The organism is Caulobacter sp. FG7 (assembly GCF_057808875.1).
The window spans coordinates 127,664-142,161 of sequence record NZ_JBMDIW010000010.1; the positions used below are offsets into that span (position 1 = coordinate 127,664).

The 14,498-nt window shown below is 71.5% G+C and carries 10 protein-coding genes; 7 read left to right on the forward strand and 3 right to left on the reverse strand.

What is annotated here, in order from left to right; translation table 11 throughout:
* Positions 1–2: 2 nt before the first annotated feature.
* From ACODR1_RS10575 to dnaG, 3 genes are all read right to left on the reverse strand, one after another.
* Positions 3–473, reverse strand: coding sequence for a DUF2269 family protein (locus ACODR1_RS10575; protein WP_488880407.1), 471 nt, complete (start codon positions 471–473; stop codon positions 3–5).
* Positions 473–1,762: an SDR family oxidoreductase gene (locus tag ACODR1_RS10580; protein WP_488880408.1), complete on the reverse strand. Its 1,290-nt coding sequence runs from the start codon at positions 1,760–1,762 to the stop codon at positions 473–475. The genes ACODR1_RS10575 and ACODR1_RS10580 overlap by 1 nt, the downstream gene beginning before the upstream one ends.
* 242 nt (positions 1,763–2,004) lie before the next feature.
* Positions 2,005–3,912 carry a DNA primase gene (dnaG, locus tag ACODR1_RS10585; RefSeq protein ID WP_488880409.1) on the reverse strand — a complete coding sequence of 636 codons (1,908 nt, stop codon included), beginning with the start codon at positions 3,910–3,912 and terminating at the stop codon, positions 2,005–2,007.
* 224 nt (positions 3,913–4,136) lie between these two features.
* Here dnaG and ACODR1_RS10590 point away from each other — a divergent pair, with 224 nt between their 5' ends.
* The 7 genes from ACODR1_RS10590 to ACODR1_RS10620 all read left to right on the forward strand — a co-directional run bounded on the left by ACODR1_RS10590 (position 4,137) and on the right by ACODR1_RS10620 (position 14,374).
* On the forward strand, positions 4,137–5,078 hold the full coding sequence (locus tag ACODR1_RS10590; RefSeq protein ID WP_488880410.1) for a BON domain-containing protein: 942 nt from the start codon (positions 4,137–4,139) through the stop codon (positions 5,076–5,078).
* A 171-nt stretch (positions 5,079–5,249) separates the two neighbouring features.
* Positions 5,250–5,648 (forward strand): group III truncated hemoglobin, encoded by a 399-nt coding sequence (locus tag ACODR1_RS10595; protein WP_488880411.1) that lies wholly within the window; start codon positions 5,250–5,252, stop codon positions 5,646–5,648.
* 56 nt (positions 5,649–5,704) lie between these two features.
* A complete protein-coding gene (locus ACODR1_RS10600) occupies positions 5,705–6,349 on the forward strand; it encodes a 2OG-Fe dioxygenase family protein (protein ID WP_488880437.1) in 645 nt (214 codons plus the stop codon).
* Between the two features lie 87 nt (positions 6,350–6,436).
* On the forward strand, positions 6,437–8,362 hold the full coding sequence (locus ACODR1_RS10605) for an HWE histidine kinase domain-containing protein (protein WP_488880412.1): 1,926 nt from the start codon (positions 6,437–6,439) through the stop codon (positions 8,360–8,362).
* Between the two features lie 155 nt (positions 8,363–8,517).
* On the forward strand, positions 8,518–9,294 hold the full coding sequence (locus ACODR1_RS10610) for an ImuA family protein (RefSeq protein WP_488880413.1): 777 nt from the start codon (positions 8,518–8,520) through the stop codon (positions 9,292–9,294).
* Positions 9,206–10,882, forward strand: a complete 1,677-nt coding sequence (locus ACODR1_RS10615) for a DUF6504 family protein (RefSeq protein ID WP_488880414.1) — start codon at positions 9,206–9,208, stop codon at positions 10,880–10,882. Before ACODR1_RS10610 ends, ACODR1_RS10615 begins: the two co-directional genes overlap by 89 nt.
* A 135-nt stretch (positions 10,883–11,017) precedes the next feature.
* Positions 11,018–14,374 (forward strand): error-prone DNA polymerase, encoded by a 3,357-nt coding sequence (locus ACODR1_RS10620; RefSeq protein WP_488880415.1) that lies wholly within the window; start codon positions 11,018–11,020, stop codon positions 14,372–14,374.
* The last annotated feature ends 124 nt before the right edge of the window (positions 14,375–14,498 follow it).

The window sequence follows — 14,498 nt, forward strand, 5'->3', positions numbered from 1 at the left end:
GGTCAGAAGCTCGGCTTGGCCAGCATCAGCCAGACGATGGCCAGAACGGCGGCGAAGGCGGGGAAGCCTAGCACGAACCACATGCGGAACAGGCGGTGGTAGCGCTCGGGCAGCGGCTCACCGGCCTTGGCGGCGGCGTCGGCCAGGTCGCGCAGGCGGATCTGGATCCACACCACGGGCAGCCAGCACAGGCCGGTGAAGATGTAGAGCACGAGGCTTAGCCCGATCCAGCCGCTGAAGAGCGGATAGCCGACCACATGGGCCAGGGCCGCGCCGGTGATCGGCTGGACGATGACGGCGCTGGCGGTGAACACCGTGTCGGCGACCACCACCACCCGGGCGGTGTGGGCGATCAGGGCCGGCTGGCCGGTGCGGTGGGCCATCAGCATGAAGAAGGCGATGCCGGCCCCCGTGCCCAGCAGCACGGTGGCCCCGACCACGTGGGCGGCCTTCAGCAGGAGATAGAGGTCCATCAGCGTTCGTCCAGGAGAGCGAGGGCGGCGATCGCCAGCACGGCGGCGGGAATGCTCTTCACCAGCGGGCCCAGCGGATCGAGCCACAGGTCGGGTCGCACGATCGCGCCGCCGGTCAGGTAGCCGGCGGTGACGGCGATCATGCCCAGCAAGGCGAGGCGCGCGGTGCGGCGGTGGGCGACCATCAGCGCCAGGGCGATGTCGACGATCCCGCCGCCGACCACGAAGGCCTGGGCCAGGGGCTGCGGCATGTCGGCGCTGGTCAGCAGGGCGACGGCGGCGTCGCGGCTCACCGTGATCCCGATCAGTCCCGAGGCCAGCCAGAAGGCCGCCAGGGTTGTCAGGATCAGCGGCTTGGCCAGCCAGGCCTTGGCGAACCAGCGCTCCTGCACGCCCGACGGCATGGCCGCCAGGATCTGGTCCAGCGATCGGGGGGCGAGGTCCAGCCGTTCGGCGTGCGCGTCCTCGCCGGCCACGCCCAGGCGCAGTTGCTGGAGGGCGGTGCTGCGCATCGGGCTGCGCCAGCCGAGGAAGGCCAGGGCGTCGGCGGTCCAGGCCGGGATCGCCGCCAGGGCGGGCGGCAGGGCGACGACGGGGGCCGGCGCCAGGCCCAGCCAGCCGCGCAGCCGGACCAGAAGGTCGCCCAGGGCGATCGGCTCGGCATGGACGAGGTCGAGGCTCTGGCCGGACGCGGTCTCGGGGCGGATCGCGGCCGCCACGGCGGCGGCGACATCCTCGGCGGCCACGACCTGGACACGGGCCTGCGCATGCACGGCGGGTATGGCCAGCGGGAACGCCGCCAGGGCCCGCAGCAGCGCCGTGCCGCCATAGGCCGCCGGCGCGATCACCAGCCCCGGCCGCAGGATGATCCAGTCGATGCGGCTCTGCGCGATCAGGTTTTCGGCCGCCTGCTTGGTGGCGCCGAACGGATCGACGCGGCCGGGCGCGACCCCGGCGGCCGAGATGTGGACGAGCCGCGCGCCGGTCGCCTCGCAGGCCTCGATCAGGCGGGCGACGGCCTGGGCGTGGACGGCGTGCAGGTCGTCACGCGGGCCGTCCTGCAGGGCGCCGGCGCAATTGACCACGGCGTCGGCGCCGGTCAGCAGGGCGGTCCAGTCGGCGACGCTGGCGGTGCGCAGGTCGGCGGCGCGCCAGTCGACGCTGGGGAACCGCCGGCGCGCCTGGACGAGGTCGCGGCCGACCCCGACCACCGCATGGCCGTCGGCCAGCAGGCGGGCGGTCACGTAGGATCCGATCAGCCCGTAGGCTCCGACGACGACGATGCGCATGGCGGCGTTGTTAGCGGGGGAAAGCGCGGCAGTGAAGGGCGCTCCCGCTAGGAGCCTCCCACCGAGAGACGTTCTTGAATTCGCTTTCCTCGCCCCTGTGGCGAGGATCCATGGTTCAACTGCTCAGACCTTTCGAGCACTGTCGTTGTCTGGGCGGCGGCCGGCATGGGCCCTCGCCACAGGGGCGAGGGAGGCGGGGTTTTGTCGGGCGAGGAAAGTCGAGTTTGGGCGCCTGAAGCTGATCAGTGCGCGGGCTGCCAGAATTCCAGGTTGCTGATCTGGCGCTCGAGGATGGCGATGCGGTCGCGCAGGTCTCGGGTGGCGGTCAGGCTGGCGGCGGTGACCGCTTCCTCGCGCATGGCCTTGAGGGCGCGCTGGGCGTCGCCGACCTCGACGATGGCCTCGTAGCAGGCGGCCCACAGGGCGCGGGCGCGCTCGCGCTCCATCTTCGGATCGAGGAACGGCGGCTTGAGGGTCTGGGCCAGGCGGTCGAGCTCGGCCAGTTCCTCGCCCCGGCCCTTGCGGACCAGGATGTCGCGGAACGGCGTGTCCTCGCTGATGTCGTCGATCAGCGCCTCGAAGATCTCGTGGGCCAGGCCCTTGAGGCGCGCTTCGCCAAAGCCGATCCGCTCCAGCGCCTCGTCATAGGGGCGCGCCCAGCCCGGATGGTCGACGGCGGCGATGGCCACGGCCGCGTGGAAGGGGTTCAGCCGGCGGCCGATCTGTTCGCGGGCGACGCCGCGGATGCCGGGATCGGGCGGACCGCGCTCGCGGCCTTTCCAGCCGCCGCCACCGCCGCCGCGCGGGGTGAACGGACGATCCCCGCCTTGGCCGCCCTGGCCGCCGCCGCCATAGGCCGGCTTGGGGAACAGGACGTCGAGCTTGGCGTAGAGGTCGTCCTTGTAGGCGCTGGCCAGGTCCTTGTCGGCGATCGTGCCGGCCGCTGCGCGCAGGCGCTGCTTGAGGCCGGCCTTGCGCTCGGGGGTGTCGAGCGGCTCCAGGTCGCGTTCGCGCACGAACAGCGCCTCGACGAAGGGCGTGGTCTGGGTGACCTGGGCCTTCAGCGCCGCCGGACCCTGCTCGCGCAGCACGTCGTCGGGGTCCTTGCCGCCGCTGACGATCGAGAAGCGGAACGAGCGGCCGGGCTTCAGAAGGGGCAGGGCGCGGTCGATGGCGCGGCTGGCGGCGCGCTGGCCGGCCTTGTCGCCGTCGAAGCAGAGCGTCGGCTCGGGATGCAGGCGCCACAGCGCCTCCATCTGCTCCTCGGTCAGGGCCGTGCCCATGGCCGCCACGGCCGAAAGGTTCGCCCGCTGGCAGGCCACGACGTCCATATAGCCTTCGACCACCAGCAGCGGGGTCTGCTCGTTGGGAGCCGCCGCCTGGGCCGCGTGCAGGATCTTGCGGGCGTCGTAGAGGCCGTAGAGCACCCGGCTCTTGTGGAAGAGGCTGGTCTCGGGGCCGTTCAGGTACTTGGCGCGGGCGTTGGGATCCATGGCCCGGCCGCCGAACGAGACGACCTTGCCGCGCGTGTCGGTGATCGGAAAGATGATCCGGTCGCGGAAGCGGTCATAGGGCGCGCCGCCGTCCTCGGGCGCGATCAGCAGACCCGCCTCGACCAGGTCGCCGGGCTTGGCGCCCTTGGTGACCAGATAGTCCTTCAGCGCCGTGCGGCCGCCCGGGGCGAAGCCGATGCGGAAGCGGCTCCACTGATCCTCGGGCAGGGCGCGGCGGTCGAGATAGGCGCGGGCGTCCTTGCCGACGGGGCGTCGCAGCTCGGCCTCGAACCAGGCCGCCGCCAGCTCCATCCAGTCGCCCAGCCCCGCGCGCTTGCGATCGTCCTGGGCGGCGCGGGCGTCGGGCTCGGGCAGGCTCATGCCGGCCTCGGCCGCCAGCCGCTCGACCGCCTCGCTGAAGGTGAGGCGCTCGGTCTCCTGCAGGAAGCTGATGATGTCGCCGTGCTTGCCGCTGGAGAAGCAGTGATAGAAGCCCTTGTCGTCGTTGACGAAGAACGACGGGCTCTTTTCCTTGGTGAAGGGCGACAGCCCCGCATACTCGCGACCCTGCCGCCGCAGCTTCACCGTCTTTCCGACCACGTCGGAGGGGCGAAGGCGGGACTTCAGTTCTTCAAGGAAGCGGTCGTCGAAGCGCATGGCGTTAGAGCGCCAACATAAGCTTCCCCGCGCGCGAAGGCACGCCTTGCTGGCCGACAATCTACAGGCCGCCGTCGACCTATCCCGTAGTCATCCACAGATGGCTGACGCCGCGCCCAAAGAAGCGTCGCATTAGGAACAGGCCTTTCGGCCCCTCCGTTCTCTCAGCCCCATGGGACGCCTCGACGCGTCCCGACGCCACATGAGAGCCACGGAGAAGACTGATGCCCGAGTCCCGCTGGAACGACCGTGAAGGCCGCTTCGAGGTCGACCGCGACCGAGATTTCGACGACGAGCGCGGCTACGGCTACGACGCCTCTCGCGCCGATGGGCGCCGCCAGGACCGCTACGCCCAGGATCCCGACTGGCGCGACCGCTACGCCGCCCGCGAGCAGCGCAGTTACGGCGAGCCGCGCCGCCGCTCGGGAAGCGCCGAGTTGCGCCGGGCGGTCAGCCAGGGCGGCGACATCGGCTATGGCTCGATCCGCTCGGGCTCGGACTACGCCTCGGGCCGGGGCTATCGGGCGCCGGGCGACTACGGCCAGGTCGGCGGCTTCGACTTCGGCGGCTCCACGGCCGACTACGGCGGGGGCGGCTATCGCGGCGAGGCGCCCGACTATGGCGACCGCGCCTATTTCGACCGCCGCCACGAGCGCGAGCGCAACTACTATACCGATGGTCCGGGGCGGGGCCGCCATGACCGGGAGCACTGGGCCTACGCCCGCCATCCGCGCGACCGCCACGACGACGATCGCGGCTGGTTCGAGCGGGCCCGCGACGAGGTTTCTGCCTGGATGGGCGACCACGACGCCCAGCGCCGCCGCGAGCACGACGCGGCCATCCGCGCCGATCATCGCGGCCGGGGTCCCAAGGGCTATCGCCGCTCGGACGAGCGCATCCGCGAGGACGTCAGCGACCGGCTGACCGACGACGGCTGGCTGGACGCCTCGTCCATCGAGGTGGCGGTCAAGGACGGCGAGGTGACGCTGAGCGGCACGGTCCACGCCCGCGACGACAAGCGCCGGGCCGAACTGCTGGCCGAAAGCGTCTCGGGCGTCGACAACGTGCAGAACAACCTGCGCCTGGATCGCGGGCCGGAAGCCAAGTCTGGCGACTGGAGCCTGCAGGGGTCCGCGCCGCAGCAGGGCGTAACCGGCAAGGCGTAGCGGCGTGCGTGGTCCTCGCCCTTCGACGGGCTCAGGGTGAGGACCATTTCGCAGGGCGTGCAGTAGACCCTCATCCTGAGCGTGTCGAAGGACGAGGGTCGCGTCCCATTTTTCCGCTTAGGTACTGTTCCCTAGCTTGGCTGCCGGGCCGCTTGGGACCATCTAGGGCGCATGTCCGAGCCCGCCCTCCAAGAACCGACCTTCACCGACGCCGAGATCGACGCCCTGGTCGAGGCCTTCTACGCCAAGGTCCGCCGCCATCCGCGCATCGGGCCGGTGTTCAACGGCCAGATCGCCGAGGAGGCCTGGCCCCATCACATGGCCACGCTGAAGGATTTCTGGGCGACGGTGCTGCAAGGCTCGGGGCGCTACAAGGGCTCGCCGATGGCGGTGCACCAGCGCATCGAGGGCTTCCAGGAGTGGATGTTCACTCCGTGGCTGAACCTGTTCCACGCCACCTGCGTGGAGCTGTTCGACGCCCCGCGCGCCGCCATCGTCGGCCAGAAGGCCGAGCGCATCGCGCGCTCGCTGAAGCTGGGCCTGTTCTTCCGGCCGGGAGCGCCGGCGTGAGCGGAATTTCCAGGAGCATCGCGGAGGAGGGGTTCGCCATCGCCCCGGCCGCCGACATGCGGGCTCTGCTGGGCGGGCTGCCGGACTGGGACCTGTTCGCCGACAGCTGGAACGACCTGGGCGTCGACGGCTTCATGGCCGACGGCGGGCGCTATCGTCGCCGGCGGTTCGCGGCCTTCGCCGCTTCGGCGGATGGGACGATCGCGCGCAAGCCGCACCAGCCGCACTACCAGAGCCGCGACTACAACGCCCTGAACGGCGGCGTGCAGCGCTGGTTCGAGCCGGTGACGCAAGGCGTCGCCGAGCATCCGGTCACCCAGAGCGTACTGAAGGCGGGCCTGGAGCTCTTCCACCCGCTGACCGCCGGCCCGCCCGCGGCCTGGCACGTCGAGCTGCATCAGTTCCGCATCGAGGCCCACGACGGCGAGGCCGGCCTGCCCACGCCCGAGGGCGCGCACCGCGACGGCGTCGACTGGGTGATCGTCATGCTGGTCGAGCGCCACAATGTGGCCAGCGGCGTCACCGACATCTTCGCCCCCGACGGCCGGTCGCTGGGCTCCTTCACCCTGACGCAGCCGGGCGACGCGGTGTTCATCGACGACCATCGCGTCCTGCACGGAGTGACCGCGATCTCGCCGCTCGAAGCCGGGCAGGAGGCGCGCCGCGACGTGCTGGTGGTCACCTTCCGACGGGAGGATTAACGGCCCGGGGCGCGACCGTTTGTCTCACTCCACCTGCGGAGGTGGTCGTGCAAGCCTGCCGCCTTCGCGAAACGAGCGCCGTAATCCATGACCGACGACGCCCCTTCGCCCTCCCACGCCGGTCGACGGGACACCTTCTCGGCGACCATGGCCGACGCGGTGCCGATCCTGATCGGCTATGTCGACGCCGATCGCCGCTATCGCTTCGTCAATCGCGCCTACGAGACCTGGTTCGGCGTGCGTCGCGAGGACATCGAGGGCAGGTCCCTGCTCGAGGTCATGGGCGCGGACGCCTATGAGCGCGTGCGCGACCATGTGGACGGGGCGCTGGAAGGCCAGAGCCTGACCTTCGAGGGCGAAGTGCCCTACCAGGCCGCCGGCCTGCGCCATGTCGAGGCCAAGTACGTGCCGGACGTGGCGCCCGACGGCGCGGTGCTCGGCTACTACGTGCTGGTCACCGACATTTCCGCGCGCAAGCGGGCCGAGGCCGAGCTGGCGCGCCTCCTGGTGCGCGAGCGGCGGCGGGCCCTGATGCTGGACCTGGGCCGCCAGCTGCGCGAGGAGAGCGAGGTCGCCGCCATCGCCGACAGGGCCTGCGCCGTGCTGGCCGCGCAGTTGGGCGCCCAGCGCGCCGGCTATGCCGAGGTCGATCTCGCCGGCGTCTCCACCCAGATCGTCGGCGAGTGGGGCGGGGAGGGGGTGCAGCCCCTGGTCGGGCCGCTGTTCGTGCTCGACGATTTCGGCCCGGCGATGAGCGATGATCTGCGGGCCGGGGTGCAGGTGGTGATCGACGACGTCCGCGAGGACACGCGCACCCGTCACAGCCTGGACGCCTATGTCGCGCTCGACATCCGGGCCTTCGTGGCCGTGCCGCTGGTCAAGGCCGGGCGGCTGGTCTCGTACCTCTTCGTCTGCCAGGAATGCGCCCGCACCTGGGGCGTCGACGAGGTCGCCTTCGTCGGCGACGTCGCCGAACTGATCTGGGCCGCCAGCGGCCGGGCCCGCGCCGACGCCGCCCTGCGCCAGGCCGAGGAGACCGAGCGCCTGCTGATCCGCGAGGTCGACCACCGGGCCAAGAACGTGCTGGCGGTGGTGCAGTCGCTGGTCCAGCTGACCCCCTTCGTCGACAAGCGCCAGTACGTCACCGCGCTCAGCGGCCGCATCGGCTCGCTGGCCCGTTCGCACAGCCTGCTGTCGACCACTCGCTGGACCGGCGCGGGCTTGCGGGCCCTCTTGGAGCAGGAACTGGAGGCCTACAGCGTCGAGCACGAAAGCCGGGTGGTGCTGGACGGCCCGCCTGTGCTGATCCGCGCCGAGGCCGCCCAGTCGCTGGGCCTGGTCGTGCACGAACTGGCCACCAACGCCAGCAAGTACGGGGCCCTGTCGGCGCCCGGCGGGGTGCTGGAGGTGGCCTGGGCCTGGGACGCTGGGCGCCTCGTTCTCGACTGGCGCGAGGGCGGCGGGCCGCCGACCATCGCCCCGGCGCGTCGTGGTTTCGGCTCCACCCTGATCCAGAACGCCGGCAAGCAGCTGGGCGCGCAGGTCTCGCACGACTGGCGGGCCGAGGGCCTGAATTGCCGGATCGAGCTTTCCAGGGGCGCTCTGCCCCACGCGGGCGGCGGCGAGCGCTCGGCGGCCATGACCGGCGCTCCACCCGACGGCGGGCTGCAGGACCAGCGGGTGCTGGTGGTCGAGGACGAGGCCCTGGTGGCCATGGAGCTGGCCCGCGTGCTGGCCCTGGCCGGCGCCCAGGTGGTCGGCCCGGCCGGCGACGTCGAGGAGGCCCTGGAGCTGATCGAGAGCAGCCTGATCGACCGCGCCGTGCTCGACGTGAACCTCGGCGGTCGCATGGTCACGCCGGTGGCCAGGGCGCTGGCCGAGCGGGCCATCCCCTTCGTCTACCTGACCGGCTACCAGGAGCCCGGCCTCGACGACGGCCCGGTGCTGCACAAGCCCGCCGCCCCCGAGGCGCTGGTCAGCGCCCTGGCGGGACGGCGGGTGGAGCGGGTTTGAAACACCTTCAGATCCTCATTCTTCGTCATCCCGGCCGTAGCGAAGCGAAGAGCCGGGATGACGATAGTGGGGCTGGGCGGCGACACCTCGCCACACGCGATCACCTTGACTCCCGCGCCCATCGGGATCAGAACAAAATGTGAACGGAGGTCGCCATGCCCGGCTCGCGCGAGGCGCGTATCGAGGCCCTGAGAGGTCGGATCGCCGCCATCGAGGCGGGGACTCGGACTCCGACTCCGGTCCTGCCGTTCGGCGATCCGCGTATCGACAGCCATCTGCCCGGCGGAGGTCTGCCCCGGGCCGGCTGGCACGAGGTGGTCGGCGAGGGGCTGGAGGGCGAGAGCGGGGCGGCGACGGCGGCCTTCGCGGCGCTTCTCGCAAGACCTCGCGCCGTGAAGGGCGCGGTGGTCTGGGTGCTGCGGCGTTCGGACCTCTACGTCCCGGGGCTGGTGAACCTGGGCTTTCCGGTCGAACGACTGGTGATGGTTCGGGTGCGCGACGAGGCCGAGGGGCTGAGCGTGCTGGAGGACGCCCTGGCCACGCCCGGCGTCGCCGTCGCCATCGGCGAGGCCGAGGCCCCCGACCTGGTGGCCGGTCGCCGGCTGCAGCTGGCCTGCGAGCGGGCGGGCGGCTTCGGGGTCGTTCTGCACCGCCGGCCCTATGGCGGACCGGCCAGGGGCGCGACCGGCTCGGCGGCCTTCAGCCGCTGGCGGGTGGGCCCCGCGCCGGGGCGCGCGCCGCCGGATGGGCTGGGTCTTGGCCCGCCCGCCTGGCGCGTGGCGCTGGAACGCTGTCGGGGCGGACGCCCGGGGGCGTGGATCCTAGAACATTCGGAGGCCGACCATGGCCCGCATCCTTTCCGTGTGGTGTCCGAACTGGCCGATCACGACCTGGTCGAGACACCACCCGAACGCCTTCTCGCCGTCGGGTGAGGAAAAGATCCTCCCCCTGAAGGGGGAGGTGGCCGCGAAGCGGTCGGAGGGGGAAGTCGAGGCGACACGGAAAATCACTTCCCCCTCCGTCGCCTTCGGCGACACCTCCCCCTTCGGGGGGAGGATTTCGCAAGACCCCCCCTTCGCCCTGCTGGTCTCCGAACGCGGGACCCGACGCCTCGCCGCCGTCGACGCCGCCGCCATGGCGCTCGGCCTGTCCGCCGGCCAGAAGGCCGCCGACGCCTTGGCGCTGGTTCCGCAGCTGGTCACGGCCGACCATGATCCCGCCGCCGACCGGCGGGCGCTGGAGAGCCTCTGCGACTGGTGCGTGCGGTTCTCGCCGGCCGTGGCGGTGGACGGCGACGACGGCCTGCTGCTCGACATCACTGGGACCGACCACCTGTGGGGCGGCGAGGACGCCATGCTGGCCGACCTGCTGGAGCGCCTGTCGCGCTGGGGCGTGCCGGCGCGTGGGGCGATCGCCGACACCGCCGGCGCGGCCTGGGCCCTCGCTCGCTTTGGAGAGGCGCGCTTCGGATCAGGGCGAGCGGTGGTTCCGCCCGGCGGCCAGCGCGAGGCCCTGGCGCGCCTGCCGGTGGCGGCCCTGCGGCTGGACGAGGCCGCCCAGGCCCAGCTGCCGCGCCTGGGCCTGCATCGCGTCGGCCAGCTCTACGCCCTGCCGCGCGCCCAGATGGCCAAGCGCTTCGGGCTTTCCTTCACCCAGAGGCTGGACCAGGCCCTGGGGGCTGCGGGCGAGGCCCTGGCCTTCCGGCGTCCGGCCAGTCCGTGGTTCGAGCGGCTGGCCTTCTTCGAGCCGATCAGCGCGCCCGAGGATCTGGCTCGCGTCGCCGCCGACGTGCTGGCCCTGATCTGCAAGCGGCTGGAAGGCGAGGGGCGCGGGGCCAAGCGGTTCGAGGTCGTTTATCACCGCCTGGACGGCAAGGCCTTTCCCATACCCGTCGGCCTGGCGCGGGCGGGGCGCGATGCGGCGCGCCTGGCCAGGCTGGTCGCGCCCAAGCTCGACGTCGTCGATCCGGGCTTCGGCATCGACGTGATCACCGTCCACGCCTTCGCGGTCGAGGCGCTGGCGCAGGGGCAGGCGCGCATCGACGCCGAGCTGGACGCGGCCGAGGCCCTGGCCCCGCTGGTCGACCGGCTGGTCAACCGGCTGGGCGAGGGGCGGGTCTGGCGGCCCGATCCGGTGGAGAGCCATGTGCCCGAGCGCGCCGTGGGCCGCTCCGCGCCCCTGGCGGCGCCGGCGGGCGCCCGGCCCTGGAACCCCGACCTGCCGCGCCCGACGCGACTGCTCAAGCGCCCCGAGCCGATCGAGGTGATGGCCAAGCTGCCCGACGACCCGCCGCTGCGCTTCACCTGGCGGGGCCGCCATCACCGCGTCCAGGCCGCCGAGGGCCCCGAGCGCATCGGCCAGGAATGGTGGCGCGGCGACTTCGACGACACGGGTCCGGGCAGGATCCGCGACTACTACCGGGTGGAGGACGAGGCCGGCGGCCGGTTCTGGATCTATCGGCAGGGGCTTTATGGCGACGATGCTTTGCCGAAGTGGTGGCTGCATGGCCTGTTTGGGTGAAGCTTCAAAGATCCTCCCCCTCTGGGGAAGGTGGCCCGGAGGGGGGGCGTTTTCAGCTTCCGCGGCGGCGGACGTTCATCAGCAACTCCCCCCTCCGTCCGCTTCGCGGACACCTCCCCCACGGGGGAGGATCCCATGACCCGCGCCTATGCCGAGCTCCAGGCCACCACCAACTTCTCGTTCCTGCGCGGGGCTTCGCGGGCCGAGGAGCTGATGCTGACCGCCGAGGCCCTGGGCCTTTCCGCCGTGGGCGTGGTCGACCGCAACAGCCTGGCCGGGGTGGTGCGGGCCTGGACGGCCGCGAAGAAACTCAAGGTCCGGGCCCTGGCCGGCTGCCGGCTGGACTTCGCCGACGGCACGCCGAGCCTGCTCTGCTATCCCTCCGACCGCGAGGCCTTCGCGCGGCTGACCCGGCTTCTGACCGTGGGCCAGCGGCGGGCGGGCAAGGGCGAGTGCGTCCTGTCGTGGGCCGATTTCGTCGAGCACGGCGAGGGGCAGCTGGTGCTGGTCGTGCCGCCCGAAAAGCTGGACGCCGCCTTCGAGGCCGACCTGCATCGTATCGCCGCCGCGCTGAAGGGGCGGGTGTGGCTGGCTGCGTCCCGCGCCTATGCGGCCCAGGACCTCAAGCGTCTCTCTCGCCTCGACGCCTTGGGAGAGGGCGCCGGCGCGCCGATGGTCGCCACCAACGACGTGCTCTATCACGGTCCCGAGCGGCGGCCGCTGCAGGACGTGATCACCTGCGTGCGCGAGCACTGCACGATCCAGGAGGCGGGCTTTCGGCTGGAGGCCAACGCCGAGCGCCACATCAAGGCCCCGGCCGAGATGGCGCGCCTTTTCGAGCGCTGGCCGAGGGCCATCGCCCGAACCACCGAGATCGTCGCCCGCATCGGCTTCGACCTTTCCGACCTGCACGAGGAATATCCCGACGAGCCGGTGCCGCCGGGCAAAACCTCGATGCAGCACCTGACCGACCTGACCTGGCAGGGCGCGGCCTGGCGCTATCCGGACGGCGTGCCCGAGAAGGTGGCGGCCCAGCTGAAGGAAGAGCTGCGGCTGATCGCCAAGATGGACTACCCCAACTACTTCATCACCGTGCACGACATCGTCGGCTGGGCGCGGAGCCAGGGGATCCTGTGCCAGGGGCGGGGGTCTGCGGCCAACTCCTCGGTCTGCTACTGCCTGGGGGTGACGGCGATCGACCCGACCAGGCACCGTCTGCTGTTCACCCGCTTCATTTCCGAGAACCGCGGCGAGCCGCCCGACATCGACGTCGACTTCGAGCACGAGCGGCGCGAGGAGGTGATGCAGTACGTCTACCTACGCTACGGCCGGGAATATGCGGCCATCTGCGGCACGGTGATCCACTACCGCCCGCGCAGCGCCATCCGCGACGTCGGCAAGGCCCTGGGCCTGACCGAGGACGTGACCAGCCTGCTGGCCGGCACGGTCTGGGGCAGCTGGGGCGACGGCCTGCCCGAGGAGCACCTGACGAATGCGGGCCTTGATCCCAAGGCGCCCGAGATCGCCCGAGCCGTGGCCCTGGCCACCGAGCTGATGGGCTTTCCCCGTCACCTGTCGCAGCACGTGGGCGGCTTCGTGCTGACCAAGCGGCGCCTGGACGAGACCGTGCCGATCGGCAACGCGGCGATGAAGGACCGCACCTTCATCGAGTGGGACAAGGACGACATCGACAGTCTTGGCCTGATGAAGGTCGACGTGCTGGCGCTGGGCATGCTGACGGCGATCCAGCGGGCCTTCGGCATGCTGCGCGAGGATCACGGCGAGGCCATCGTCGACCTGGCCGACGTGCCGGCCGAGGTGGCGGGCGTCTACGACATGCTGTGCGTGGCCGACAGCATCGGGGTGTTCCAGGTGGAGAGCCGGGCGCAGATGTCGATGCTGCCGCGCCTGCGGCCGCGCCGGTTCTACGACCTGGTCATCGAGGTGGCGATCGTGCGCCCGGGACCGATCCAGGGCGACATGGTCCACCCGTATCTCAAGCGCCGCAACGGAATCGAGCCCGTGGACTGGCCCAAGCCCGCGCCCGAGCATGGACCGGAGAACGAGCTGGAGGAGATCCTCGGCAACACCTACGGCGTGCCGCTGTTCCAGGAGCAGGCCATGAGTCTCGCCATCGAGGCGGCCAAGTTCACGCCCGACGAGGCCGACGGCCTGCGCAAGGCCATGGCCACCTTCCGCAACCTGGGTACGCCGGCCGAATACCGGGTGAAGTTCGTCGAGGGTATGGTTCGGCGCGGCTACCAGCGCGACTTCGCCGAGCGCTGCTTCAAGCAGATCGAGGGCTTTGGCCACTACGGCTTTCCGGAAAGCCACGCGGCCAGCTTCGCCAAGCTCGTCTACGTCTCGGCCTGGATCAAATGGGCCTGGCCGGACGTGTTCTGCGCGGCGCTGATCAATTCCCAGCCGATGGGCTTCTACCAGCCGTCCCAGCTGGTGCGCGACGCCCGCGAGCACGGGGTCGAGGTGCGACCGCCGGACGTGATGGCCAGTGACTGGGATTGCACATTGGAAGTCTCAAGTTCCTCCCCCGCGTTAGCGGGGGAGGGGGACCGCGAAGCGGTGGAGGGGGCGACCGCCGCACTCCGTCCCGCGCCCCCTCCGTCACGGCGCGTATCCGCGCCGCGCCACCTCCCCCGTTTCCCGGGGGAGGAGCGACGCGACCCCCGCAAGATCTCCAACGAAAAGACCCGCCCCCGCTGGAAGGCGCTGCGCCTGGGCCTGCGCCAGATCAAGGGCCTCAAGGAGACCGACGTCAAAGCTCTGGTGAAGGCTCGCGACGAAGGCGCGCGCACGCCGGCGGAGTTCGCGCAGGGGGGCGTGCCGCAGCGGGCGCTGGAACTGCTGGCCGAGGCCGACGCCTTCGCCTCCACGGGCCTGTCGCGGCGCGACGCCCTGTGGGCGGTGAAGGGGCTGAAGGGCGAGCACAAGGCGCCGGTCCAGGCCCCGCTGCTGGCTGGCCTGCCGTTGTTCGAAGACAGGGTCGCCCTGCCGGCGATGGGCAAGCCGCAGGAGGTGGCCGAGGACTATCGCACCACCAGCCTCTCCCTGAAGGCGCACCCGTGCGGCTTCTATCGGCCGATGCTGGCGGAGATGGGCGCGGTGACCGCCGACCGGCTGGTGGGGATGCGCAACGGCCAGAAGGTGTCGGTCGGCGGCCTCGTCCTGATCCGCCAGCGGCCGGGCACGGCCAAGGGGGTGGTGTTCGTCACCCTGGAGGACGAGACGGGCGTGGCCAACGCGGTGGTCTGGAAGGACCGCTTCGAGGCCGACCGCAACGTGGTGATGACCGCCTCGTTCCTGGTGGTGCATGGCAAGGTGCAGGCGGCCGAGGGCGTGATCCACATCGTCGCCGAAGGCTTCACCGACCTGTCGGCGGAGTTGTCGACCTTGCGCGACGAGCCCGGGGCCCCGGCGCCGCGCGTGCGCCAGAAGGTGTCGGGGCGGCTGCTGCGAAGCCGGGATTTTCACTGAGGGGCTTGGGGAACCTCCCCCTGTGGGGGAGGTGATCGCGAAGCGATCGGTGGGGGGGAGTGAGCGAAATCGGCGGAGTTTTCGGCAGCTGAGAACGACCCCCCCACCGGCCTTCGGCCGCCTC